19 protein-coding genes are annotated in these 24,736 nt (G+C 62.6%); 12 read left to right on the top strand and 7 right to left on the bottom strand.

Going from position 1 to position 24,736, the window contains the following annotated elements; genetic code table 11:
• Positions 1-19: 19 nt before the first annotated feature.
• The 3 genes from ACIX9_RS01780 to ACIX9_RS01770 all read right to left on the bottom strand — a co-directional run bounded on the left by ACIX9_RS01780 (position 20) and on the right by ACIX9_RS01770 (position 4,975).
• Positions 20-808 (bottom strand): RNA polymerase sigma factor, encoded by a 789-nt coding sequence (locus tag ACIX9_RS01780; protein ID WP_013578759.1) that lies wholly within the window; start codon positions 806-808, stop codon positions 20-22.
• 201 nt (positions 809-1,009) lie between these two features.
• The gene (locus ACIX9_RS01775) at positions 1,010-3,481 is read right to left on the bottom strand and encodes a S9 family peptidase (RefSeq protein ID WP_013578758.1); all 2,472 of its coding nucleotides are present in this window, start codon (positions 3,479-3,481) and stop codon (positions 1,010-1,012) included.
• A 63-nt stretch (positions 3,482-3,544) separates the two neighbouring features.
• Complete coding sequence (locus tag ACIX9_RS01770; RefSeq protein ID WP_157477215.1) at positions 3,545-4,975, bottom strand: outer membrane beta-barrel protein; 1,431 nt, start codon at positions 4,973-4,975, stop codon at positions 3,545-3,547.
• 138 nt (positions 4,976-5,113) lie between these two features.
• On the opposite strand from ACIX9_RS01770, the gene mfd reads away from it, so the two are divergent.
• Positions 5,114-8,815, top strand: coding sequence for a transcription-repair coupling factor (gene mfd, locus ACIX9_RS01765; RefSeq protein ID WP_013578756.1), 3,702 nt, complete (start codon positions 5,114-5,116; stop codon positions 8,813-8,815).
• A gap of 16 nt (positions 8,816-8,831) precedes the next feature.
• Positions 8,832-8,993 carry a hypothetical protein gene (locus tag ACIX9_RS25535; protein WP_013578755.1) on the top strand — a complete coding sequence of 54 codons (162 nt, stop codon included), beginning with the start codon at positions 8,832-8,834 and terminating at the stop codon, positions 8,991-8,993.
• Between the two features lie 7 nt (positions 8,994-9,000).
• On the opposite strand, the gene ACIX9_RS01760 is transcribed toward ACIX9_RS25535, so the two are convergent.
• Complete coding sequence (locus tag ACIX9_RS01760) at positions 9,001-9,942, bottom strand: hypothetical protein (protein ID WP_013578754.1); 942 nt, start codon at positions 9,940-9,942, stop codon at positions 9,001-9,003.
• A gap of 124 nt (positions 9,943-10,066) precedes the next feature.
• On the opposite strand from ACIX9_RS01760, the gene ACIX9_RS01755 reads away from it, so the two are divergent.
• The 10 genes from ACIX9_RS01755 (at position 10,067) to ACIX9_RS01710 (ending at position 20,139) form a co-directional block, all read left to right on the top strand.
• Positions 10,067-10,945, top strand: a complete 879-nt coding sequence (locus ACIX9_RS01755; protein ID WP_013578753.1) for a VOC family protein — start codon at positions 10,067-10,069, stop codon at positions 10,943-10,945.
• Positions 10,946-10,971: 26 nt separating this feature from the next.
• Positions 10,972-11,838, top strand: coding sequence for a sugar phosphate isomerase/epimerase family protein (locus ACIX9_RS01750; RefSeq protein ID WP_013578752.1), 867 nt, complete (start codon positions 10,972-10,974; stop codon positions 11,836-11,838).
• 451 nt (positions 11,839-12,289) lie between these two features.
• Positions 12,290-14,068, top strand: coding sequence for a DUF885 domain-containing protein (locus ACIX9_RS01745; RefSeq protein WP_013578751.1), 1,779 nt, complete (start codon positions 12,290-12,292; stop codon positions 14,066-14,068).
• A 115-nt stretch (positions 14,069-14,183) separates the two neighbouring features.
• The gene (gene galU, locus ACIX9_RS01740) at positions 14,184-15,062 is read left to right on the top strand and encodes a UTP--glucose-1-phosphate uridylyltransferase GalU (RefSeq protein WP_013578750.1); all 879 of its coding nucleotides are present in this window, start codon (positions 14,184-14,186) and stop codon (positions 15,060-15,062) included.
• A gap of 137 nt (positions 15,063-15,199) precedes the next feature.
• On the top strand, positions 15,200-16,246 hold the full coding sequence (locus ACIX9_RS01735) for a glycoside hydrolase family 43 protein (protein ID WP_013578749.1): 1,047 nt from the start codon (positions 15,200-15,202) through the stop codon (positions 16,244-16,246).
• 127 nt (positions 16,247-16,373) lie between these two features.
• Entirely contained in the window at positions 16,374-17,573 is a 1,200-nt protein-coding gene (locus ACIX9_RS01730; protein WP_013578748.1) for an FAD-dependent oxidoreductase, read from the top strand.
• 126 nt (positions 17,574-17,699) lie between these two features.
• Complete coding sequence (locus ACIX9_RS01725) at positions 17,700-18,125, top strand: hypothetical protein (RefSeq protein WP_013578747.1); 426 nt, start codon at positions 17,700-17,702, stop codon at positions 18,123-18,125.
• 60 nt (positions 18,126-18,185) lie between these two features.
• Positions 18,186-18,572 (top strand): hypothetical protein, encoded by a 387-nt coding sequence (locus tag ACIX9_RS01720; RefSeq protein WP_013578746.1) that lies wholly within the window; start codon positions 18,186-18,188, stop codon positions 18,570-18,572.
• 236 nt (positions 18,573-18,808) lie between these two features.
• Entirely contained in the window at positions 18,809-19,594 is a 786-nt protein-coding gene (locus ACIX9_RS01715; RefSeq protein WP_013578745.1) for a zinc ribbon domain-containing protein, read from the top strand.
• Positions 19,591-20,139, top strand: coding sequence for a 5' nucleotidase, NT5C type (locus tag ACIX9_RS01710; RefSeq protein WP_013578744.1), 549 nt, complete (start codon positions 19,591-19,593; stop codon positions 20,137-20,139). Before ACIX9_RS01715 ends, ACIX9_RS01710 begins: the two co-directional genes overlap by 4 nt.
• 106 nt (positions 20,140-20,245) lie before the next feature.
• Here the strand turns inward: ACIX9_RS01710 and ACIX9_RS01705 are convergent, their stop codons facing one another.
• From ACIX9_RS01705 to ACIX9_RS01695, 3 genes are all read right to left on the bottom strand, one after another.
• Positions 20,246-22,225, bottom strand: a complete 1,980-nt coding sequence (locus tag ACIX9_RS01705) for an LVIVD repeat-containing protein (RefSeq protein ID WP_013578743.1) — start codon at positions 22,223-22,225, stop codon at positions 20,246-20,248.
• On the bottom strand, positions 22,222-22,899 hold the full coding sequence (locus ACIX9_RS01700) for a DUF305 domain-containing protein (RefSeq protein WP_013578742.1): 678 nt from the start codon (positions 22,897-22,899) through the stop codon (positions 22,222-22,224). The genes ACIX9_RS01705 and ACIX9_RS01700 overlap by 4 nt, the downstream gene beginning before the upstream one ends.
• 359 nt (positions 22,900-23,258) lie before the next feature.
• On the bottom strand, positions 23,259-24,623 hold the full coding sequence (locus ACIX9_RS01695) for a GGDEF domain-containing protein (protein ID WP_013578741.1): 1,365 nt from the start codon (positions 24,621-24,623) through the stop codon (positions 23,259-23,261).
• Positions 24,624-24,736: the final 113 nt, after the last annotated feature.

Here is a 24,736-nt window from a genome sequence, read left to right as displayed (position 1 = left end):
TGGTCCCTGGTCCCTGCTTTTACAGCCCCTTCAACTCCACCAGATTCAGCCTCAACTTCCGCGTAGCCCGGAACAAAGTATTCTTCGCCGTCTCCTCGGTCGTACTCAGCATCTCGCCAATCGTCCGAAGCTTGAGCCCTTGGTAGTGCTTCAACTCAAAGACCGTCCGTTCCCGCGGCGTCAGCTTCTCCAGCGCCGAGGCAATCCTCTCGCCCATCACCTTCCGGTCAAGCTCACGGCCCGGATTCGCCATCGCCCGGTCATCCGTCACGTTGGCCATCAGGTCCATCTCATCGCCGCTCGAATCGAGCACCGTCGCGGGATCTTCCCGGCGAGACTTCCGCCGCCGCAACTGATCCAGGCAAAGGTTCGTCACAATCCGGTAAAGCCACGTATAAAACGAGCACTCAAACCGGAAGTTACCCAGGTGCCGATACGCCTTGATGAACGCCTCCTGATGCACGTCCTGCGCGTCCTGTTCATTGCCGAGCATATGCAGAGCCAGCCGCAAGACGCTCTGGTCGTAGCGCCGAACCAGCGAATCGAATGCAGTGCGCTCGCCCTTCTGCGCCTGACGGATCAGCTCATCGTCCTCAACCCGCTGGAGCGCACGAGCCTCCAACTGGGCTGCCGTCAGCTTCCCGCCATTGCGTGTCCCGGGTTCGATCGCTGCCTTCGCCATTACCGGAGATTCTACCGCTCCGAGCACTAAACTGGCAGCAAACGTACTAATCCCAGGCCGACGAATCGTCGCAAGCACCGGCGACAACTCTCCCTCAACGCTCAATCCGATCGCTTCAGTACCCATACTGTTTCCCGACTCCGGAGTCAGAAATAACCAACTGAACAGATAGACCCACCATCGCCAAAAAGGTCATCAACCTCTTATCTCCATCCTTCTTATCCGCGTGACTTGTTGCCCATCACCAATGGGCACCACAATCGCGTATCAAGACCTAACCCATTTCCTTTGAATAGTTTGGATCAAAAATGGGGTGGAGGGGGGGGACTACTGGACCGGCTTCACATACGTGTCCAGCCAACGGTCCATCTCCCACAACATGTGCTGCAGGCTCTCATGCGCCACGTAGTGGTGAGCTTCGAGCGGCAGAAACACCAGCCGCACCGTCGCGCCCTGCCCCTTCAGCGCCGCGTAGAACCGCTCGCTCTGGATGGGGTAGGTGCCGGTGTTGTCGTCCGCCTCTCCGTGGATCAGCAGGATGGGCGTCTTGATCTTGTCCGCATAGCTGAAGGGCGACATATCGAAGTAGACCTTGGGGTCCTGCCAGTATGTGCGCTCCTCGTTCTGGAATCCGTACGGAGTCAGCGTGCGGTTGTAGGCACCGCTCCTGGCGATGCCCGCCCGGAAGATGTTCGTATGCGCCAGCAGGTTCGCCGTCATGAACGCACCGTAGCTGTGCCCCATGACCGCTACCCGCTTGGGATCGACTACACCCAGCGACACGCCATAATCCACCGCAGCCTTGGCCCCATCGACTAGCTGCTCGACATAGGTGTCGTTCGGCTGCGAATCGCCCTCGCCGATGATGGGGATGCTCGCATCCTGCAACACGGCGTAGCCGACCTGCGCGAAGTATACCGGAGAACCCCAGTTGATCCGCGGGAAGCGATTGGGAGAACCCGCCACCTGGCTCGCAGCGCTGCGCGTCTTGAACTCCGCCGGATACGCCTCCATCAGCGTGGGTAAGGGTCCCTGGCTCTTGTCGTAGCCGTACGGCACCCATAGCGTCGCCGTGAGATCCACGCCGTCCTTGCGCTTGTACTTTAGAAGCTGCTTGGTCGGCATATTGATGCCCGCGTACGGTGAAGCGAACTGCGTCACCTGCACCGCCGCGCCTCCCGTCAGCGCCTCCGCAAAGTAGTTCGGCGACCTCGCCGCGCTCTCCCGGCGGATCAGCACCTTGTCGTCTGACAGCAGCGCAACCGGCTCGTCGTAGTAAGGATCGGCAGAGCGCACCAGGATCTTCTCAGCTCCGCCACCCACCGGCATCACGCCCACAAACGGCCGGTCTCCGGTGGGAGAAGAACCCAGCGAAGAGAAGTAAATTCCAGTCCCATCGCCCGTGAGCTTCAGCACCATCTGCCCGGTCGCGTTCATCATCGTCATCGGCCGTCCGGGATTCTTATACCGGTCCTGAGAGGAGCCCGCATAAAGTGTCTTCGTCTTGCCCACGGCCGACGGATCGAACGCCACCATCATCGTCTTGCGGTCGGAGAAACGGGCCTCAGTTACGAGGGCAAGGTGATCGTTGCCCCACTCGATCCCACGCGCGCCGCCAAAGCCGCCGCGCGAAATCCGCAGCGAGGCCTCATAGATCACCTCACCTTTGCCCTCGAACGGAGCAGGCAGTGCCATGATGCGATCAGCCACGCCCTCCTTCACCGGCATACCATTGTTGGCCGCCTCAACCCACACAAGGGTTGCAGGCACATCGCTCCGCCACTGGTAGTCGCGCGGGCCTGGCTCGACGGCATCACGGCTGATCGGCAGATTGTCGACGAGCGGGCGGTCGTACACGTCCTTCGCCGTGCCGGTCTTCAACGTCACGATCTCCGTCTTGCGCGGAAATCGCTCATACGGAACCGTGAAGCCGAAGGGACGATGAATCACATCCACCAGCGCGTACTTGCCATCGGGCGATGGCCGCGCCGTATCGATCAAGCCCTTCACGGGCAGCAGCTTCACCGGGCCCGTGAGCGGTACGATCGCAAGCTGTGAGGTCGAGTAGTACTCAAACTGGTCCGCATCCTGCGCGGTCTTCAGCATGTCCTCATACGTCGGAGCAGGCGTAGCCTTGCCCAGGTTCTCCTCGACGTTCGGCCCCGCCGGCACGTCGCTCAACCTGGGCGCAGCGCCCCGCACCGGTACGACGTGGCACAGCACGGCCGCGCTATCCGGCATCCACGCACACGGCGAGCCCAGCACGCCATTCAGCTTCACCAACCCCACCCGATGCGCCGCCCCGCTCGCCGCATCGATCACCCACAACTGAAGCCCGGGCCCGCCCGGTGCGCTCGCATCGACCCGCTGAACAAACACCACATGCTTGCTATCCGGAGACCACATCGCGTTCGTAGCCTTCAACTTTGCCGGCAGTCCGGTCACCGCCCTGGCCGCACCGCCCTCCACGCCTTGCAGCTTCAGGCTGATCGAGTAGCTATCCCCACTGCCCGCCGGTGCGCTCGCCACCGGGTTGAACCGAATCCCAGCCAGCCGCAGCCGGGGCTGCGCCACATCCGCAATCGTAGGAAACGAGGCGGGCTGCTCGATCAGGAGCATCTTCCGGTTCGGCGAAACACTCACCAAGGGAGTCTCCGGCGCGTCCAGCAACTGCTCGATTGCCGCCGGTGGCTTCTGATACGCGGTCGCCGTCTGCGCCCTGGCAATCTGAAAACCGGCTACCGGAACAACCGCCACAGAAAACACCAACGCCGCCGCACCCAGAAGCTTCATCGCCATGGTTCGCCTCACCTCAATTTGTTTGGATCTTTGAGATGAAATATATCAGTCGCTCAAATGCCCTTAGAAATGAAAAATCAGATCGGACGCCACCGTGAACTGATTCTGGTGCGTTCCCTTGCCATAAGCCGCCCGGTCCCACGCCCGGTCGAACCGCATCTCCGGCCGCAACTGCACGGTAGTCCCCCACCAGTGCGTCCACGAGACCGTCTCCTCCGAGTAGCGCGTCTGGTACGCCGTCCGCTGGCCTTTCTTATCGTTCAGAAAGTCAGTCCGCAGGCTGAAGAAGTTATGCGCGTTCGCTTCGTATTGCAGGAAGTTCACCGCCGCCCACTCCGGAGCCGTACACCGATTCACCCCCGCACGGCAGAACGCCCCATTGGCCCCCGTCTCCGGCACAACCGGCCCCGCCACCGAAGGCACATCCCGCTCGTACATGAAGTACGACTCAGTCGCGGAGTGCAGCCGCTTCGAGAACTTGTGATACCAGGTCGCGTCATACTGCTGCAGGTTGTTGTACGCGTACTTACCGCTGTTGATGCCGTTCGCGCACACGTAGACGTTGTCGTTCACGGACTTCGTCGTATAGCTCACGCAGGCCGTGCCGGAGGGCTTCGCATCGCTCGTCCACGGCGCGACATCATGCCCCGCGCTCAAGCCTCCCTGCACCAGCCACTGATCCGTCAGCTTCACCGTCGCGAGCACGCCCGTATCCGTAAATGGATCGATCGAGTACAGCAGCGAGTGCGAGAAGGTGTAGTTGTTCGGCGCAAGCTGAGCCTCAATCCCCGGGATCGAGATATACCGCCCCACCCGCACGTTCATCCCCTTCGCCACCTTCGGGAAGTAAAGGTCCACATACTCAAGCGATGGATCGAACCCATAGCTGTTGTTCTTGTTCAGCAACTGCCCGGAGAAGTAGCCCTTGCCGGTCGTGAAGCGGTAGTCCGTCCCCACCAGCGACGTCAGATGGAAGCCCCAGTCGAAGTGCTTCTGCTGCACTGTATCCGGCAGCCGTTCCACATAGAGGACAAACTGGTTCAGCTCCAACCGATTCGCCGTCTCATCGTTGGCCACCGGGAAGTTGTCATGCGCGGACGTGCTCCCATTCACCGTAGGCTCGACCCATCCATAGACCTTCACGCGCGACTTGGCGCCATTGATGGCTGACATCAGCGGATAGCTCTGCCCGTCCGGCTCGCCAATCACCGGCGACCCACCATACGACCAGTCCGAGTTCGGAAACGGGGGCGAATCCAGAGGCGATGGCAGGCCCCGCCGCGTTGGAGCAGCAGCCGCATCCTGCGCCGAGGCTGCCTGCACCGCAGGAGGTGCCCAGTCTCCGCGATAAAAATCTCCCCAGCGCGCAAAGAACGGCTTCGCAGCGGGTGCCGGGGGGGCCTCCTGCGCGCCCGCACCTTGTGCCATCAAACCAGCCAGTGCCGCCAGGACACCGCAGCCCAGCAGGCCGTACCATCGCTTTATTCGTGTCATCTTGATTTTGAATGCCCCGTTCCCAGCCAACTCAGCGATAGGATGCAGCTTCCACCGCATCGAAATCCTACGCTTCTTCGGTTACAGAACCACCGCCGACCACGCCTGAAAGCGGCTCTCTTATAAACTAAAGCCAGCATGATCCTTCCCTTCGTCCGCGATCTCGTCGCCGACCTAAAACTCTCTGCCTCCTACGACCGCGTTCGCCGCCACCTTGTCTCCGGCCAGGGCCGCCGCCGCGTCGCCGGTCTTACCTTCACCGCCCGCGCCCTGTACCTGCCGCTCTTCGCCGCCGCGTCAGAGAGCCCCGCGCTCATCCTCGTCGCGGACAACAAGGCCGCCGAGGCTCTCCATCAGGCCATCCTCGCCACCTGCGAGCTCACCGGCGCGCTCGACCCCGCCTCCATCGTCCGCCTCCCGGCTCACGATGTCCTGCCCTTTGAAAGCCTCTCTCCGCACCCCGAGATCCAGGAGACCCGCGCCGCCTCCCTCTGGAAGATCACCAGCAAGTCGGCCAAGCTCGTCATCGCGCCCATCGAGTCGGCCTGCCTCAAGCTCTTCCCCGCAGACTTCTACTCCGCCCTCGCGCTGCGCCTGCGCGTCAACGAAGAGTACCTCCCGGACATGCTCGTCGAGCACCTCCTCTCCGTCGGCTACACCCGCGTCGACGTCGTCGAGATGCCCGGCCAGCTCACCCTGCGCGGCGGCATCCTGGACGTCTACTCGCCCGAGATGGACCGGCCCATCCGCATCGACTTCTTCGGCGATGAGATCGAGTCCATCCGCAAGTTCGACCCCGAAACCCAGCGCAGCAGCTCGCAGCTCGACACCGCACTCCTGCTCCCGCTGACCGAGATCCCCATCACGGAAAAGGTCCTCGAAGCCATCAACGCCCGCCTCACCCGTTCAGGCTCCGCAGCCGCAGCGATCCTGGAAGGCGGCGATACGCCGGCTGAGCTCCAGACCCACGTGTCCACCCGCACCGGCGCAGATGCAACCGTCTTCCCCGGCTGGGAGTTCTTCGCGCCCGTCGCCGGAGCCACCAAGACGCTCCTCGACCTCCTCGGCCCGCAGACCCGCGTCTTCGTCGAAGAGCCCTCCATGCTCAAGAATCAAGGCGAGCGCTGGTGGAATAAGGTCGAGCAGCGCCATGAGCGCAGCGGCATCGGCAACCTCATCCGGCCGGAAGACCTCTACGTCTCCCCCTGGGAGCTCGATGACCGCATCCGCGGCTTCTGCGGCGCAGAGCTCGACCAGCTCGGCGCGGTAGACGTCCTCGACGCCGACCGCAGCGATCTCTCGGAGGTCGAGTTCCACTCCCGGCCGACGATGCGCTTTCACGGCTCCATCCCGGCCCTGATCGATCAGCTCAAGACCCTTACCAGCCCCAGCGCGGACAACCGCATCCTCCTTACCGCGCCCAACCAGGGCGAGGTCGAACGCCTCGCCGGCCTGCTGCAGGAGTATGGGGTTCCCTACCGTCTCGGCTCCCGCAATATGGCCCCGGGTTCCGAGACCATGTACTCCGAGTCCTCCTATCTCGCCGGCAACGTCAGCACGCCGGTCATCGTGCGCGTCCCCATCGCCAACGGCGTGCAGATTCTTGACCTGATCCCAAGCACCGCCCGTCAGCTCATCGTCTTCGGCGCGAACGACCTCACCGACGAAGCCGACATCACCGCCCGCCCCGCCACGCGCAAGTCCAAGACCTCCGCCTTCATCTCCGACTTCCGCGACCTGGCTGTCGGGGATTACGTGGTGCATGTAGAACACGGCATAGCCCAGTACTGCGGCCTGCGCGTGCTGGAAGAAGACACCGACAACCCTCTCGAGCTCATGATCCTCGAGTTCGCAGACCAGGCCAAGCTCTACGTCCCCCTGACCCGCCTGGACCTCATCCAGAAGTACCGCAGCACGGAGACCGGGCCTGCGCCCGTGCTCAACAAGCTCGGCAACCCCGCCTGGCAGAAGACCAAGGCCCGCGTCAAAAAAGCCATGGCGGATATGGCCGGCGAGCTCATCAAGCTCTACGCCCAGCGCAAAGCCGCGCAAGGCACAGCCTTCAGCCCGGACAACAACCTCCAGCGCGAGTTCGAAGACGCCTTCCCTTTCAATGAGACAGACGACCAGCTCGCAGCCATCGCAGACATCAAGCGAGACATGGAGTCCACCCAGCCCATGGACCGCCTCCTCTGCGGAGACGTCGGCTACGGCAAGACAGAGGTCGCCATGCGCGCGGCGTTCAAGGCCGTGCAGGACTCCAAGCAGGTGGCAATCCTTACCCCCACCACCGTCCTCTCCTTTCAGCACTTCGAGTCCTTCAAGAAGCGCTTCGCCAATTTCCCCGTCAAGGTGGAGATGCTCTCCCGCTTCCGCACTGCCAAGGAAAAAGCCGAGATCATGGAGCAGACCGAGCAGGGCAAGGTCGACATCCTCATCGGCACCCACGCCGTCCTCGGCCAGAAGCTCAAGTTCCAGGACCTCGGGCTGCTCGTCGTCGATGAAGAACAGCGCTTCGGCGTCCGTCACAAGGAGCGCCTGAAGCAGATGCGCGCCGCCATCGACGTCCTCGCCATGTCCGCCACGCCCATCCCCCGCACGCTCCACATGTCGCTCGTCGGCCTGCGGGATATGTCCGTCATCGAGACTCCGCCCAAAGACCGCATGGCCATCCAGACCATCGTCGCCAAGTTCGACGAGAAGCTGGTCCGCACTGCCATCGAGATGGAGCTCGAGCGCGGCGGCCAGTCCTACTTCGTCCACAACCGCGTCGAGACCATCTATGAGATGGCCAGCATGATCCGCGAGCAGGTCCCCTCAGCCCGCGTCATCGTAGGCCACGGCCAGATGCCGGAGGCCGAGCTCGAACGCGTCATGCTCGCCTTCATGAACCATGAGTACGACGTCCTCGTCGCCACCAGCATCATTGAAAACGGGCTCGACATCCCGCTCGCCAACACCATCATCATCAACCGGGCTGATCGCCATGGGTTATCGGAGTTGTACCAACTCCGAGGGCGCGTAGGCCGCAGCAATCGCCGCGCCTACGCCTACCTGCTCATCCCGCCTGACACCGAACTCACCGAGATCGCACGCCGCCGCCTCGCCGCCCTCAAGGAGTTCTCGGACCTCGGCGCAGGCTTCAAGATCGCAGCGCTCGACTTAGAGCTAAGAGGCGCGGGCAACATGCTCGGCGGCGAGCAGTCCGGCCACATCGAAGCCATCGGCTTTGAGATGTACACCACCATGCTGGAAGAGGCCGTCAACAAGCTCAAGGGTGAGCAGGACAAGCCTTCCGAGACCACCGTCCTCAACCTCGGCATCTCCGTCCGCATCGACGCCGACTACATCCCCGAAGAGAACCAGCGCCTGCGCATGTACAAGCGCATCGCCGGCGCACTCGACCAGGCCACCATCGACGACGTCCGCAGCGAGCTTCACGACCGCTACGGCGCACCACCCGAGACCGTATTGAATCTCCTCGCAGCCGGCGAGCTACGCCTCCAGGCAGAGCGCCTCGGCATCGCCCAGCTCGACCGCAAGCGCACCCAGATCGAGCTCCCTAACCCAGCCAACCGCAAACAACCCATCAAGACCTTCGTCGAGATGCTCCACATCCGCTTCGCCATCCCGGAGAAGAACGTCTTGGGCGATACGTCCCTGGCCAGCGCCACGGTCGATCCCGGCCTGCTCATGAAGATCATCGCCCGCAACGCCAAACGCGGCGCCCAGTTCACCCCCCAGGGCATCCTCCGCTGGCCCCTCACCAGCCCCAAAGCCGAAGAAGTCCTCGCCGAGACCCGCGCCCTCCTAGACTCCCTAACCCCTGCAACTCCGTAGTCAAGCCGACGCCATCGTGTGCCCCATCCTCGCATACGAGGCCGGACCCTTGCACTTCGGCATGACCTGCAACCTCGCCGACTTGGCCACCGGCCGCAAACTCACCACCGTAGACTGCTACACCGCCTCAAAGGAATCTCTCCCCGCTTGGGCCAACGCCCTTCAACAGGAGCCCTGACGCTCAATCACCACCCACCCCATGCCTTCCCATTCATCACTCTCACGGCCGGCGGCAGGCCACCCTCCTCATACGGCTCTGCGTAGACGTACCGAACTTCATCTTCACGTCCCTTTGGCCGCACTCCAAGCTCCACCTCCCGCACATTCACCGGGACTGCCACCTTCAAATCGTAGTAGCCGTTTGCATCGTTCAGCGCGTCCCGCACCGCACCGCTGAAGCTGCCTTCTTCAGTCTCTCTACCCCGTTTTCGGTATGTCGAAAGGCCGCCCGGAATCACGATCCCTCCATTGACGGCATCTGTGGCCCCGTTCGTCACCGGCGGGCTCATACTGGCATTCTCATCGGTCGATTCCTGAATCAGCGGATTCCCTCCAACGTGATAGACCGTAACCCCGGACTGCAGCAGGCCTCGCGCCGTGGGCCCACCCAGAGCCGCCCCAGGCTGCGTCACCACAAACACCACGCGCCGTCCGGCAAAGCTCGTCAACCGCCCCACCGCCGCCCTGGGCGAGCTTCGCCGTTCCACCCCCGCCAGCGCCAGTCGTAAAGCAGGCGCAGAGGATACATACCCTGACTCCATCCCCTGTGCGTCCAGCACGCTCACGCTCCAACCAGCCTTCCAGACCTTTCCCAGCTTCGCACCAACCGACGCCCTCCCCTCCGGATCGACGTTCTGCAACACCACCAGCAGACGAGTTGGCACCCCGGCCGCCTGGTGATGAGCCCCTTCCACCGGCTGCCTCACCTCGCCCGGCAGCGTCATCGAGCCACCCGCCAGCACCTTGAAGTCCCTGGCCTCCAGATCCGTCACAGGATCGCCATTCTCGGTTCGCAGTTGCACCGCAACATGCACCTCACGCACATCAGCCGCGCGAGCAGTCACTCCCTGCGCCCCCGCTACCCCGCCAAGCACCACCAGAAATCCACCAACCCAGCCAACTCTCATGGCATCCTCGCTGCAGTAAGAATGAGATGTCGCCACAAACCCGCCGGAAGTCCAGCATCGATCAAATAGAAATATCGTTTCCCGTCTTTGACCATCCTCCCCACCATCCCGTATCGTCCTCCGCATGCGATTCCTAGCCCTTACCGCGCTCGCACTTCTCACCCTCCCCACTCTTGCCCAGCCTCCACGCCCCAAAATCACCGGCATCGCCTACGTCCGCTTCTACGAGTCCGACCTCCCCGCCGCCAAGGCCTTCTACGCGCAGCGCCTCGGGCTTCCTGAAATCGATACTCCGCAAGGTGCCGTCTTCACCGTAGGCGCACGTCAGTCGATCCGCATCGCTCCGCTCCCATCCCCCGCTCCGCCCAACCGCCTCGCGGAAGCCGCCTTCCTCACTCCGGACATTCCCGGCATGAAGCGCTTCCTCACCGCCCACCACATCCCCTTCGAGCCCATCTCGCCCGCCGAGATCCGCCTCAAAGACCCTGAAGGCAATCCCATCGGCTTCCTCAGTGAGCAGCACCTCCCCGCCCCAGCCCATGTCGCCACCACTCAGGTCGCGTCCGCCACCCGCATCATCCACGCCGGCTGGGGCGTCCACAGTGCCGCCGCAGAGGACGCGTTCTTCCGCGACCTCCTCGGCTTCCGCCCGTACTGGCACGGCGGCATGACCCCGGACAAGACCGACTGGATCTCCCTCCAGGTCCCAGACGGACAGGACTGGATCGAGTACATGCTCGAATACTCCCCCACCGACTCCCTCAAAAAACTGGGCGTCCTCGACCACGTCTCCCTCGGCGTCGTCAAAATCACCGACGTCACCGACCGCCTCGTCGCCAACGGCTGGACCGACCCCGACACCCGCAAATCCCAGATCGGCCGCGACGGCAAATGGCAGCTCAACGTCTTCGACCCCGACCAGTCCCGCATCGAGTTCATGGAGTACACCCCCACTCGCAAGCCCTGCTGCTCCGACTTCACCGCCAGCAACCCCACACCCTAAACCAACCTGATCTGATCGGACGAAAAATGACGACCCGCCGCCGCTTTCTCCAACTCTCCGCCGCAACAGCAGCCGCCACCGCAACAGCAGCCATGCCCAGAGCCTTCGCCGGCCCCGGCCAGAAGATCCCCACCCTCACCTATGGCGTCCAGCTCTACATGCTCCGCAAGCAGGCCGCCACGGATCTTCCCGGTGTCTTCCGCGCCATCCACGACGCCGGCTTCGCACAGGTCGAGCTCTACCCCATCGCCTACCGCGAACCCGCCCAGCACCTCCGCACCCTCATCGCAGACTCCGGCCTCCAGCCCTCCGTCTCCGGCCACTTTGACTACTTGGGCCTGGAGGCCAAGCTGGACTATGCCCACACCCTCGGCCTCAAGTACTTCGTCTGCCCCATGATCCCCAAGGATCAGTGGGAGACCCTCGCCGGCTTCAAGAAAGCTGCGGACTTCTTCAACAAGATCGGTCAGGGAGCCAAAGACCGCGGCATGGAGTTCACCTTCCATAACCACTGTTACGAGTTCAAACCTCTTGACGGCACCACCGGCTGGAACGTCCTCATGAAAGAGACGGACCCCGCCCTCGTCAAGCTTGAACTCGACTGCTACTGGCTCACCCAGGGCGGTCAGAATCCCATGTCCATCCTCCGCGACCATAAAGACCGCGCCGTCCTCCTGCACCTCAAGGACCGCATCGCCAACTCCCCCGTCAGCTTCGACATGGGCACCCCCCAACACTTCACAGAGCTTGGCAAAGGCAATATCGATTGGCCCGGCATCCTCGCCCAAGGCTACAAGCAAGGCATCCGCTACGCATTTCTCGACCAGGACGGAACCACTATCCCCATCCCGGAGAGCATGAAGATCAGCGCAGACTACCTCCACTCCCTCTAACACCTGAGGAGAGTTTCGTCGTCGGTGCTGCGCCTAAGTGTTGACAAAGAACACTATGCGAGCATCAACTAAGGATGGAATTAAGTAGGAATCACAGAATTGACCCCTGGGCGGTTGCGCCCGACCCAGAGGCTTCATGCTTTAGAACAACAGCTTCACTACGATAACCACAGCAACAAGCACCAGTGCAGTAACGACGACAACAAGTGTCCCCGAAACTGTAACCGATCCTTGAGCTTTGGCGTTTCCAAGTTTGCTCATTGATCTAGTCTCCTTTCTACGGAACGCCCCGGAGCGCTAACTCCGGGGCGTTCTCTATTTCGCACAAGGCGAAATCTGTGAACGGTCCGGCTTTATGCCCTGCGCGCAGCAACCAGAAAGAAGACGCCCCAGTATCTCACCGCCCACGCGGAGCTTCAGTTCCCTCACGGCTCTCAAGTAAACTAACCCCATGCGTCATCTTCCCCGCATCATCCTCCTAGCCGCCGCAGCAACAGCCACCCTCTTCCCCACCCTCGCCCCAGCCCAGCGCGTCTCCGCCGACGGCTCCCCCCAGACCTTCACCTTCCTCGCTAACAACTTCCTCTCGGAAGCCCTTTACCCCTTCTCGCCCACGGCAGGCACCGGCGCGGGCCTCCACGAGTACGACACCAGGCTCGAGGACTACTCCCCCGCCACCATCGCCAAACAGATCGCCATCTATCGCTCCTACGAGAAGAAGATTTCCGCCATCGACGGCTCAGCCCTCGACGCACCCGTAGCCGCCGACCGCGAGATCCTCCTCTCCTCAATCCGCTCCACCCTCCTTACGCTGGAAACCATCCGCCCCTTCGCCACTAACCCCGACAACTACTCCTCCGGCATCACCGCCTCCGCGTTCAGCATCATGGAGCGGCCGTACGCCCCCGCCAACACGCGCCTCCGCGCCCTGGTCGAGCGTGAAAAGCTTATGCCCGCCCTCCTCCAGGAGGCCCGCACCAACCTCAAGAATCCCCCGCACATCTACACCGAGATCGCCATCGAGCAGGTCGACGGCAACATCAGCTTCTTCCAGAACGACGTCCCCTCCGCCTTCGCCGACGCCACTGACCCCGAGGTCAAAGCCGCCTTCGCGAAGTCCAACGCCGCCGTCATCGCCGCCCTCAAGGACTATGCCGCCTGGATGAAGTCGGATCTCCTCCCACGCTCCAACGGCGACTATAAGCTCGGCACTGACACTTACCGTAAGAAGCTCGCCTACGACGAGATGGTGGATATCCCGCTCGATCGTCTCCTCGAGATCGCCACCGCCGACCTCCACAAAAATCAGGCCGAGTTCGCCCGCATCGCCAAAGAGATTGATCCCAGCAAAACCCCGCAGCAGGTCCTCGCAGAGCTGGCCACCATCCACCCTGCCCCGGACCAACTCCTCAACACCTTCCGCGACCAGTTCTCAAGCCTCATCGCCTTCATCAACACCCACCACATCATCACCATCCCCAGCAAGGTAGAGCCCACGCTGGAAGAGACGCCGCCCTTCATGCGTGCCACCACCCAGGCCTCCATGGACCCTCCGGGCCCCTTTGAGACCCACTCCACCAAGGCCTACTTCAACGTCACCCTGCCGGAAAAAGACTGGACCCCGGCCCACATCGCCGAGCATATGGCCGCCTTCAACGTCGGCACCGTCACCTCCACGGCCGTGCATGAGGCCTACCCCGGCCACTACGTCCAGTTCCTCTGGATGCCGCAGTTCTCCTCGCCCATCCGCAAGGTCTTCGGAGCCAGCACCAACATTGAAGGCTGGGCCCACTACTGCGAGCAGATGATGCTGGACGAAGGCTACCTCCCGCCCGGCACGGTCGCCGGCAGCAAGGAGGCCAAGCTCATCCGTCTCGGCCAGCTTCAGGACGCCCTCCTTCGCGACGCGCGCTTCGTCGTCTCCATCCGCCTCCACACCGGCGTCGGCGGCGCACTCACCATTGCCCAGGCCGCCGAGCTCTTCGTCAAAGAGGGCTACCAGTCTCCCTCTATCGGCATGATCGAGACCAAGCGCGGCACGTCCGATGCCATGTACCTTTACTACACCCTGGGCAAGCTCCAGATCATGAAGCTGCGCGCCGATCTCCAGGCCCAGCAGGGCTCCTCCTTCAGCCTCCAGGCCTTCCACGACTCGCTCATGCGCCAGGGCTTCGCACCCATCAAGGTCGTCCGTAAAGCCATGCTGCACAATGACTCACCGACCCTATAAACCCTTTCGTCACCTACACCAAGGTCGCAGACTGCATCACACCTTCTGACCTCCCTGTGGGAGCTGCTGTTTGCTAACCTCGTACCAGAACGACCCTGAGAGACCTGAAACTCAAATGACACCAAAGAAGATCCGTAAAGCAGTCTTCCCCGCAGCGGGATTGGGGACTCGTTTTCTCCCCGCCACCAAGGCCACTCCCAAAGAGATGCTCTGCCTCGTCGACAAGCCCCTCATCCAGTACGGAGTTGAGGAGGCCGTCGCCGCCGGCTGCACTGAGATCATCATCATCACCTCCCGCGGCAAGACCACCATGGAGGATCACTTCGACTCCAATCCGGAGCTCGAAGCCTCGCTGGCCGCCAAGAACAAGACCGCGCTGCTCGAGATCGCACGCTCCGTCTCCAAGCTCGCCAAGATCACCTTCACCCGCCAGTCGCAGCCCCTCGGTCTCGGCCACGCCGTCCTCATGGCCAAAGAGATCGTCGGCGACGAGCCCTTTGCTGTCCTCCTCCCGGACGATATCGTCGACGCCGATACGCCCTGCATGAAGCAGATGGTGGAGGCCTTCAACGAGACCCAATGCAGCATTCTGGGCTCAGAGGTCGTCGAAGGCGACGCGATCTCCGCCTATGGCTGCCTCGACTGCTCCGTCGAACCTTCCAATCCACGCCTCCTGGCCGTCAAGGGCATGGTCGAAAAGCCTAAACCCGGCACCCAGCCCAGCCAGAACGCCATCATCGGCCGTTACATCCTGACCCCGCGCATCTTCGAGATGATCGAGCACATCACTCCCGGCGCAGGCGGAGAGCTTCAGCTCACCGACGCCATCAAGGCCCTGCTCCAGCACGAAAAGGTCTACGGCTTCAGCTACGAAGGCAAGCGCCACGACGCCGGAGACAAGCAGGGCTTTCTCCGCGCAACAGTAGAACTAGCCCTCAAACACCCCCAGCTTGGCCCTGACTTCCGCACCTGGCTCAAGAACTTCCCCGCCTAATCAAACTCGATTCCGCTCAAAGGCCTGAAGCCAGCCGCTTCAGGCCTTTGCTCTTTGCCGGTCTCGGTCCGTTTGACGTGTAGGTTCCCGTAGGGGCATCATCATCTCGCCGATCAAACCCCTCACAGGACGTTCCCTTGCTCAAGTCCCTCGTTCTACTCTCCGCCCTCGCCCTTCCCTGCACCGCCTTCGCCCAGACCGCAATCCAGCCCGCCTCCTCGCCGTCCGCCACCTTCACCAACCCTCTCCTTCAAGTCGGACCAGACCCCTGGGTCACCTCCTGGAAGGGCGTCTACTATTACACCAACTCCTCCGGCTCCAACCTCACCCTGCGCAAGACCACCGACATCACGGATCTTCGCAACGCAGAAAACAAGATCGTCTGGACGCCTGAGCCCGGCCATGCGTGGTCCAAAGAGCTCTGGGCACCGGAGCTGCATCGCTGGGGCAACAAGTGGTATATCTACTTCGCCGCAGACGCCGGCCAGAACGCAGACCACCGCATCTACGTCGTTGAAAATCCGAGCGACGATCCCACCCAGGGCACCTGGACCCTCAAAGGCAAGGTCGCCGATTCCACCGACCACTGGGCCATCGACGCCACCACGTTCGACGTCAACGGCCAGCACTACATGGTCTGGTCCGGATGGAAGGGCGACGTCGACGGCGAGCAGGACCTCTACATCGCGCACATGGCCAATCCCTGGACCATCGACTCCCCACGCACCCTCATCTCCAAACCCACCTTCCCCTGGGAGCTTCACGGCGATCTCCCAGGCCGCCACGTCAACGTCAATGAAGGTCCGGAGTTCCTGCGCCACGGCAACGATCTCTTCATCGTCCACTCCGCCTCCGGGTGCTGGACAGACTTCTACGCTCTCGGCCTCCTCCGCGCCCGCGCCGGCGACAACCTCCTGGACCCCGCCGTCTGGTCCAAGCCGGATCACGCCTTCTTCAGCACCAACGCCGCCGCCCATGCCTACAGCCCCGGCCATAACGGCTTCTTCAAATCGCCGGACGGCAAGCAGGACTGGATCATCTACCACGCCAACCCGGAGCCCGGGGAAGGCTGTGGCAACCACCGCACGCCCCGCGCCCAGCCCTTTACCTGGAACCCCGACGGTACACCCAACTTTGGCTCGCCCCTCCCCATCGACCAGCCTCAGCCCAAGCCCTCCAGATAAACACCCCTCATCCACCCCACCTCACGGAGGCGCAGCGACCCACGCGCGCCTCCGTTCCCATTGCGCTATCCTTAAGTTGATTCACGTAATTCCAAATTCGTCACACCGGGAGGGCTGGAAGAACGCAATGAACCGACGTCAATTTCTCCACTCCTCCGCCGCGGCCGCAGCCGCCCTTACCGCCACCGGCTGTCACCCCAAGCCCATCCTGGCCAAAGCGAGCACCCCAACCTTGCCTCCATACGACACCCTCCCGTACCTCGCACCCATCCGCGCCCATACCGACCGCCTCTTCCGCATCACCGTCTGCATCCGCCCCTTCCGCGCGGAAGGCCCGCGCATCGAGCCTGAGCGTGTCGGCGATAAGCTCGTTATTCATCACTACGGCCATGGCGGCTCCGGCTGGTCGCTCTCCTGGGGCTCCGCCGCCCTCGTCGTCCCCATGGCCATGGCGGACGGCCAGCGCGACATCGCCGTCATCGGCTGCGGTGCCATCGGCCTCACCACCGCCGCCATGCTCCAGCGCGCGGGTGCCCGCGTCACCATCTACGCCAAAGAGCGCCCGCCCTACGTCCGTTCCTCCCGAGCCACAGGCTCCTGGACGCCTGACTCCCGCGTAGCCCTCACCGCCAACGCCGCCCCGGATTTCGCCGCCAAGTGGGAGAAGATGGCACGCACCTCCTGGGCCATGTATCAGCAGTTCCTCGGCGCATCCGGCACCCCGGTCGAGTACTCCGACCGCTACGCCCTCTCCGCCCTGCACCCGGACGCCGCCATCGCCAAGAAGGAGCGCGAGGACCCCATCGGCTTCGCCCGTTACAACCACCTCCTCGACGACCTCACCCCCAAACCCGTCGACTACGGCCCCGGCGAACACCCCTGGCCGAAAGAGCACTGCCGCCGCTTCACCAGCCTCCAGTTCAACATCGCCGACTACTCCCGCCAGCTCATCACGGACTTCCAACTCGCCGGCGGGAAGATTGAAACCTGTGAGTTCCACACCCCCGCCGACTTCGCCGCGCTCCCCCAGAAGGTCATCGTCAACTGCACCGGCTACGGAGCCCGAGCCCTCTTCAACGACAACTCCATCACCCCCGTCCGCGGCCAGATCGGCTGGCTCATCCCTCAGCCTGAGGTCAACTACGGCATCTACTACGAGAACCTCAACATCCTCTCCCGCCGCGACGGAATCGTCGTCCAGTCCAGCGAGCAGGGCGAGGCCTCCGGCTGGAACGACACCAACGAGCAGCCCGACCGCCGCGAAGCCGAAGACGCCGTCCGCCTCCTGGCCACCATCTACGCCGGCATGAAGCCTCAAAAGGTGTAGCAATAACCGGATGCCCCATCCTCGACGCAGCTTCATCGCGGCAGGGTGGGGTATCGTTTGCGGAAGCAAACGACCCAGCCACAAATTCCTCCGCCTGCGATAAACTCCTCCCATCCGGAGGAACTCATGGCACCCACACCCCCTGCCCGCCCCGCACCCCCCGCCGCGCCAAAACCCCAGCCTCAACTCAATGAAGTCTTCGTCGGCTTCAAAATCGGCAACGACGGCAAAGACGCCGACACTGCCCTCACGATCACCCTCACCTTTCCCAACAAGATCATCTTCGCCCAGAGTTCCGGTACCTTTGGCGAGTTCGAGTCCCACGGCTCCTACGGAAACTACAACATCCCCATCGTCGGCTCCACCCCGTTCCTCTACAACCAGGGCTGCAGCCTCACCATCTCCATCGATCCCGTCGGCCATGACACCTGGAACTTCGACTGCGATCTCTGGCTCATGTTCCCTGGCGGCATCAATCGTCAGTACAACTTCACCGGCCACACCCTGAACCAGAACGTCCGCTCCAACACCTTCCAGATTCCCCCCGTATAGGCCCCAGCAACACCCGTGCCTCTCCCCTGCATCCAATCCGATGTAAAGGAAATGCATGCCATGAAATTAGCTCTCGCCTTAGCAGCACTGACCCTGTCCCTCCCAGCACTGGCCCAGACTCAAGCTCCAGCCCAGCCCCAGGCCCCCGTTCGCACCCAGACCGCCACCCCGCAGCAGGCCTATCCCGCCGCCCAGGGCCGCAGCCCCGGCGGTGACATCGGCTCCGGCTCAGGCGATATCGGCAAGGGGGCCGCAGGAGGCGCAGGCCAGGTCGCCAAGGGCACCGGCAAGGGCGCGGTCGACCTCGTCACACTTCATCCCATCAACGCGGCCGGCAATGTAGGCAAAGGCGCGGCAGTCGGCGGTAAGGACGTAGGCGTTGGCGCCGTTAAGGGCACCGGCAAGATCACCAAGGGCGTAGGCCGAGGGATCAAGCACGTCTTCTAGCACCCAGGCCCCTCACAATTAGAAGAATCAGCCGTGATCGCTTTTATCAATCGTTATCAATTCAATCTTTCGCCAGGGACCAGCACCCCTCATCCCTCCTTATCCGTAGTGATCCCTTCTATCCGCGTTACGCCTTCCTCCCCGGCACCACGACGACTCCCCACGCCACCGATTCTTCCGCTAACATCGTCTGTACGCCCCTGGCCGTAGCTCCTGGGGCTGCAGGAGCCACACGCATGCATGAGGATCTACAGAAACTGATGGCCCTCCAGGCCCTCGATCTCGAAGCAAAGAAGCTCCGTGACGAGATGGCCGCACTTCCCAAACACGTCGCAGACCTGGACACCAAGGCCAAGGCCATCGCCGGCCAGCGTGCCGTCGTCCTGGACCTCATCGCCAAGGAAGAAGCCCTCCGCCGCCGCCAGGAGTCCGATGTCAAGGACCAGCAGGCCAAGGTCGCCAAGGGCAAGCAGAAGATCGGCAATGCCATCAACACAGTACAGGTCACGGCCTTCGAGCACGAGATCGCCTTCGCAGAAAAGGAGATCAGCCGCCTTGAAGAGGCCGAGCTCGAATCCATGATGCGCTCCGAAGAGCTCGACGCACAGAAGACGGTTGCCGACAAAGCCCTGACCGCCGCCGAGTCCACCCACAAGTCCGAGCGCGAGCGCGCCATCGCCACCATCGCCGCAGACAAAATCGCAGTCGCAGCCGTGGACGTGCAGCGCACCGCCCAGCGAGCCACCATCGGCGAAGACGCCCTCAGCCTCTACGACCGCATCGCCAAGGCCAAGGGCACCGGCATCGCCGAAGCCCTCAACCAGAAGTGCACCGCCTGCCAGATGATGCTGCGCCCCCAGCGCTGGAACGACATCCGCGAGCGCGACCACACCGAGATGACCACCTGCGAGAGCTGCGGACGCCTCCTCTACTACGACCCCGCACGCGACTCCCCGCAGCGCAAGACCGTCACCCCCGAACGCACCGAAAGCATCGCCGCCCAGATCGTGAGGGGGCTGTGAGCGACGCACCGAAGAAACGTATCTGCATCGACATGGATGAGGTCATCGCAGACGCCGTAGCCGAGCACGTCATGCGCTATAACCGCGACTTCAACGAGAACGTCACCCTCGCCGACCTCGAAGGGAAATGGCTCTGGGACGTCGTCCAGCTTGATCGCCACCCCGCCCTCGAAGCCCACCTGCGCTCCGAAGACTTCTTCGCCGTCCTCAACGTCATGCCGGACTCCCAGCGCGTGATCAAGGCCCTCCAGGAGCGTTACGAGGTCTTCATCGCCACCGCCGCCATGGAGGTCCCCACCTCCTTCATGGCCAAGTACAACTGGCTCGCACGCCACTTCCCTTTCATCTCCCCGTCGCACATCGTCTTCTGCGGAGACAAGTCCATCTTGCAGGCGGACTACCTCATCGACGACAACCCCCGCCAGCTCCGCCGCTTCCACGGCGAAGGCATCCTCTTCCACTCCCCCCACAACATGCACACCCCCGGCTTCCGCCGCGTGCACAATTGGCAGGAAGTAGAAGACCTCTTCCTCAAGCAGCAATAAGCAGAGTCTCTCTTCTCCTCCGTGCCCTCCGTGGTTCGCTTTCCTCTCACCAACAAAAAAGAGCCCCGGCATAAGCCGAGGCTCTTCCCTTTACAGCCACTAAAAACTACATGCCGCTCTGGCTCATGATCTTAGCCAGCTCATGCATGCGCTCTGCATCCTTCGGCGTCTTGGCGGTGGCAGCGTCCTTGTCCAGACCCTTCGCCATCGCCTTCAGCTTCGCGCTCTTGCTCTTCGCAAGCTCCGCATTGATCGAAGAAACCTGCGCCGCCGTAAGGCTGTTGTCCCGGGCAAGCTGATCCACATACGCACGAGCCGTCACAGCCGTGGAAGGCCATACGATCTTCGGCTGATTCTGCACGTTCAGCTCAGGCAGGTTCACCTGCGCCGCCGCGTCAATCTCCGCCTGCGTGATGTACTTGCTCGGCACCAGCTTGAACACGTCTACGCCGCGCGCAATCTCAGAGCCATAGATATAGCCGTTGTAGTAGTAGGTCGACCACTGCCCGCCCATCGCCGGCCGCGAATCATCCACCGGCCCACGATCGAAGTAACCGATCTCGAACGGGTGCGACGCATCCGTGTAGTCCATGATCGAGATCCCTCCCTGGTACCAGGACTGCACCTCGATATCGCGTCCCGGAATCGGAATCATCGATCCGTTGTGCGCTACGCAGTTCTCCTTCTCCGTCTGCGGAGCCGGCATCTTGTAGTACGAAGCCAGCTGCAGCTTGTCGTCCTTGCTGATGCGGAAGATGGCATCCGCGCCCCAGTTCATCGGATCGCTCTCACGGCAGCGAGGCTGTCCGCCCCCGCCCCACTCGTCCGTAAACATCACCTTCGTGCCGTCGTTGGAGAAGTTGGCGGAGTGCCAGAACGCATAGTTCGGATCGGTCACCGCGTCGATGCGCTTCGGGTGAACCGGGTCCTTGATGTCCAGCAGAATGCCGTTGCCGGAGCAGGCGCCAGCAGCCAGACCAATCGCCGAGTACACCGTGATGTCATGGCAGCCGCGCGTAGCAGAAGTCGTCTGCGTGCCCTCGCCATGGTTGCCGCCCTTCCAGAGAGCGTCCATCTTACCCGTCTCCGGATCGCTGAAGATGCGCGGGCTGCTGACGACCTTCGCCAGCTCAGGATGCGCCAGCGGCACCTTGATCACGACGATCGTGAACAGCGCCGTATCCGGGTCTATGTTGGGATCGCCGCCGGTGCAACCGCCCAGCTCCTCAGCCGGACGAACCCCAGCCGAGCCCGAAACATAGACGTAGATGTTGTCCTTATCCTTCGGATCGACGAGCAGCGTATGCGTGTGCGATCCACGGCAGGTCTGCACATCGGCCACCTGCTTCGGATTCTTGATGTCCGAGATGTCGAAGATCCGCACACCCTTCTCGCGGTCATGGCTGGCGGGGTCCTGCGGACGCGCTGGACGGGGCGCACCGGCAACCGGCGGAGCCATCATTGCGGCTTCCTGCTCGGGGGTGGGAGGAGGTGCCGTCGGCATACCCTGCGTCCCGCAGTCCAGACGCCCATTGGCCGCCTCAACCGACATGAACAGCAGATGCCCATAGACCGAAACGTCGCCCTGTCCACCCGGGCACACGACAGAGGTAATCAGCTTCGTCTGCGCGGGATTCGAGATGTCATAGAAGTTCACCCCGTTATAGTTCCCCACAAACAGATGCGTCGCGCCAAAGGCGATGTCGGAGTTCGTGCCGCCATAGCTCGGCCCACGAGCTCCACGCACACGCGGAGCGCCCGGCGCCGGCGGAGCAGGAGGAGGCGTAGCATCCGCAGCCTTGATCGCCGCTACGTCCGGCTCAAAGCCTGCAGGCTTCGGCAGAGAGACCAGCCGCTGCATCCCCAGGATCGCCTCCTGCGCGTCATACAATCCGCCCTTCAGGCCAACACGCGGATCGTCGCTGCCGGTGCGCGGGTTGCTGTAGACAAAAGAGGGTGCCGTCGCGTGCGGTGCCGCAGGCGCAGCCATCGCCGCACTCTGTCCCGAACACAGCACCGGGGTGAACGTAGAGAGTGCGAAGGCTACCGCACCAACGGTAAATCGAAAGCCGCGTCCTGAAGTCATTTCTTCTCCTTGAGCATGTGCCGCATAATGTCGATCTCTGCCTGCTGCGTGTTGTCTACGTCACTTGCAAAATCAAAAAGCTGTGGGTCCTGGCCCGCACCCGGGTTGGAAAACAACTCCTTCACCATCGTTAGAGCCCCGGTGTGATGTTGAATCATCCCGGTCAAAAAAAGGTGGTCGAAGTCGGCTCCGTGCGCCTTGCGCAGCGTCGCCATCTGCGCCGCCGTCAGCATGCCCGGCATCGCAGGCATCGCCATTGAACTCATGTCCATGTTCGGGTTCTTGGACATATCCATCCCCGCCATCGGGTCGTTCTCAAGCGGCAGATCGCGATCCGTCAGCCACTGCTTCATGTACCGCATCTCGTCCGTCTGCGAGACGTCGATGCGCAGGCCGAGCCCCTTCACCTCAGGATCTTTGCCCTGCACCTTCAGCAGCTCCGTCATCTCGACGGCCTGATTGTGGTGCATGATCATGCCCTGCATGAAGTCGACGTCAGCCTTCGATGGCGCGCGCTTCACACCATTCGCCGTAGCCGGAGTCAGCATCTTGTTCGCTTGTCCCGGGGCCCCCGGCTGTACGATCGGCACCTGCTGCCCGAAGCAACTGGCAGCACATAGCGCCAGCGCACCCGCCAGCCATACCCTCATCACGATGAAATCCTTCAGCGCCAACCCTAACCCTCCACACAAAGCGTTTGAACGGTCGTCAACAGCGTGGAATGCACCACAGACACCTTCGCCGGAGCCTGTCTGCATCCATCAGAAAATCCGGGAGCCATCAGCAGTCGAAGAGCCCTCAGCAGCCGAATAGCGTGGATCGAACAGCCAGCCTGCTCAAAAGAGAGGCCCGCTTTCGTCATCTTGTAATAAACGATTGTCTGTATCTAATCATCGAAGGCTTCCCAGCACAACCAGGAAACTCAGGGCTCCGCGCAAAGGCTTGTGCCTAAAGAGCTTGCCCGCGCAGCCCCAGATCACCCTGCTCCGTACTTCTACTGAACCGCGATATTTGCCGGAACACTCGGCCCAGCCTACCCGCGCGAAGCCCGCCCACGCCCGCCCGTCATCGGCAGCTTCATCTGCAAAATGGGAGCAGGCACATGGGCCGGCCGCGCAACCATCAGGTCGTCCTTGTCCTTCGCGTCCCCCGCAAACGCCAGCAGGTTCCCACCCCTGCGCTTCGCGCGATACATCGCCTCATCCGCAGCCTCGCGCAGCCCTTCAATGTCGTCCGCGTGATCCGGTGAAAGCGCAATCCCCATGCTGATGCGCACGTCGACCGACCGCCCATCCGCCGCAATCGGCACGCTCGCCGCAGACATCATCGCACTCGCAATAAAGCGCAGGTGATGTTCATCGGTCACCCCGGCGAGCATCGCCGTAAACTCGTCCCCGCCCGTCCGAGCCAGGATATCCCGCGGACTCATATGCCAGGACAGCCGCACCGCCAGCGCCCGCAGCAGCTCATCGCCCACCGCATGGCCCATCGTGTCGTTGATGTGCTTGAAGTCGTCCACGTCGATCACCAAGCACGCAATCGTGGTCTTCTCCCGCCGGGCCTCCTCCATCGCCGCCGCAAACCGCTCCTCAAACAGCCTGCGATTCGGCAGGTCCGTCAGCGCATCGTGCATCGCCATCCGCTCCGTCCGGATCACATGCTCTTCCAGCAAGGACAGGATGCTGCCCGCCACCACCGCATACTGCGGCAGAACCATCAACCCGTGCTCCAGGTGAACTCCCGGATAGAAATGATGCATCGCCGCGACGAACGGATACTTCAGCCCCCACAGCGCCATCCCCACCACCGTGGTCACCACACCCTTGGAGAGCCGCGTCGCATTCCGCAGACAGACATACGCCGCGCTCAGGTAAACCATCGCCAGCGCCGCGACCGTCACCATCCCCGGATCGCGAACCACCACCGGCAGATTCACAATCCCAAACAGCGCAAACACGATCCCCAGCGGCATTAGCCCCTGGCGCCGGCTCAGACGATGCGAAAGCACATGCAGCAGCGGCACCACGAACAACGCCGACACAACATACCGCGCCGCCTCAAACCCTGCGCCGGCAAACCCGCTCAGCGCCACCTGCGCCACCAACGGAAGCGCCATCTCAAACGCCAGCAACGGACGGATCGCACGTTTCGGTGAGTTCGCGGCAGCCAGAATGAAGGCCACTCCGCAAAGCTCCAGCGCAGCCACCCCCACCAGGTGCAGCACCATCCTCCGCAGTCCGGGCGGCCCCTCAAACAGCACCGCAAACGCCTGCACCAGCACGAACGCCCACCCGACAAACCACAGGTTGACATGTGCGCCGGCGCGCCGCACCAACGGCCGGTACGCTCCGATCAACAGGCTCAACGCAAAAATATCGGGTAGAACCGATAGATCCACAGGAACTCCTCAGCGGTCTGCTGGACTCTCACTCATGACTCTAGTCGCAACGATTGTGAAACGCTGAGGAAAATCGCTCCCCGCGCTCTATCGACCGCCGAACTTTTGTGTCA

Source organism: Granulicella tundricola MP5ACTX9 (genome assembly GCF_000178975.2).
Classification (GTDB): domain Bacteria; phylum Acidobacteriota; class Terriglobia; order Terriglobales; family Acidobacteriaceae; genus Edaphobacter; species Edaphobacter tundricola.
This window is presented reverse-complemented; position numbering and strand designations above follow the sequence as displayed.

What these genes read in the sequence shown, in the direction of transcription:
- ACIX9_RS01725 (WP_013578747.1), top strand. Translation starts at nt 17,700, where the DNA reads ATGGCACCCACACCCCCTGCCCGCCCCGCACCCCCCGCCGCGCCAAAA.
- ACIX9_RS01780 (WP_013578759.1), bottom strand. Translation starts at nt 808, where the DNA reads ATGGGTACTGAAGCGATCGGATTGAGCGTTGAGGGAGAGTTGTCGCCG.
- ACIX9_RS01755 (WP_013578753.1), top strand. Translation starts at nt 10,067, where the DNA reads ATGCGATTCCTAGCCCTTACCGCGCTCGCACTTCTCACCCTCCCCACT.
- ACIX9_RS01770 (WP_157477215.1), bottom strand. Translation starts at nt 4,975, where the DNA reads ATGACACGAATAAAGCGATGGTACGGCCTGCTGGGCTGCGGTGTCCTG.
- galU (WP_013578750.1), top strand. Translation starts at nt 14,184, where the DNA reads ATGACACCAAAGAAGATCCGTAAAGCAGTCTTCCCCGCAGCGGGATTG.
- ACIX9_RS01720 (WP_013578746.1), top strand. Translation starts at nt 18,186, where the DNA reads ATGAAATTAGCTCTCGCCTTAGCAGCACTGACCCTGTCCCTCCCAGCA.
- ACIX9_RS01745 (WP_013578751.1), top strand. Translation starts at nt 12,290, where the DNA reads ATGCGTCATCTTCCCCGCATCATCCTCCTAGCCGCCGCAGCAACAGCC.
- ACIX9_RS01760 (WP_013578754.1), bottom strand. Translation starts at nt 9,942, where the DNA reads ATGAGAGTTGGCTGGGTTGGTGGATTTCTGGTGGTGCTTGGCGGGGTA.
- ACIX9_RS01775 (WP_013578758.1), bottom strand. Translation starts at nt 3,481, where the DNA reads ATGGCGATGAAGCTTCTGGGTGCGGCGGCGTTGGTGTTTTCTGTGGCG.
- ACIX9_RS01750 (WP_013578752.1), top strand. Translation starts at nt 10,972, where the DNA reads ATGACGACCCGCCGCCGCTTTCTCCAACTCTCCGCCGCAACAGCAGCC.
- ACIX9_RS01730 (WP_013578748.1), top strand. Translation starts at nt 16,374, where the DNA reads ATGAACCGACGTCAATTTCTCCACTCCTCCGCCGCGGCCGCAGCCGCC.
- ACIX9_RS01705 (WP_013578743.1), bottom strand. Translation starts at nt 22,225, where the DNA reads ATGACTTCAGGACGCGGCTTTCGATTTACCGTTGGTGCGGTAGCCTTC.
- mfd (WP_013578756.1), top strand. Translation starts at nt 5,114, where the DNA reads ATGATCCTTCCCTTCGTCCGCGATCTCGTCGCCGACCTAAAACTCTCT.
- ACIX9_RS01715 (WP_013578745.1), top strand. Translation starts at nt 18,809, where the DNA reads ATGCATGAGGATCTACAGAAACTGATGGCCCTCCAGGCCCTCGATCTC.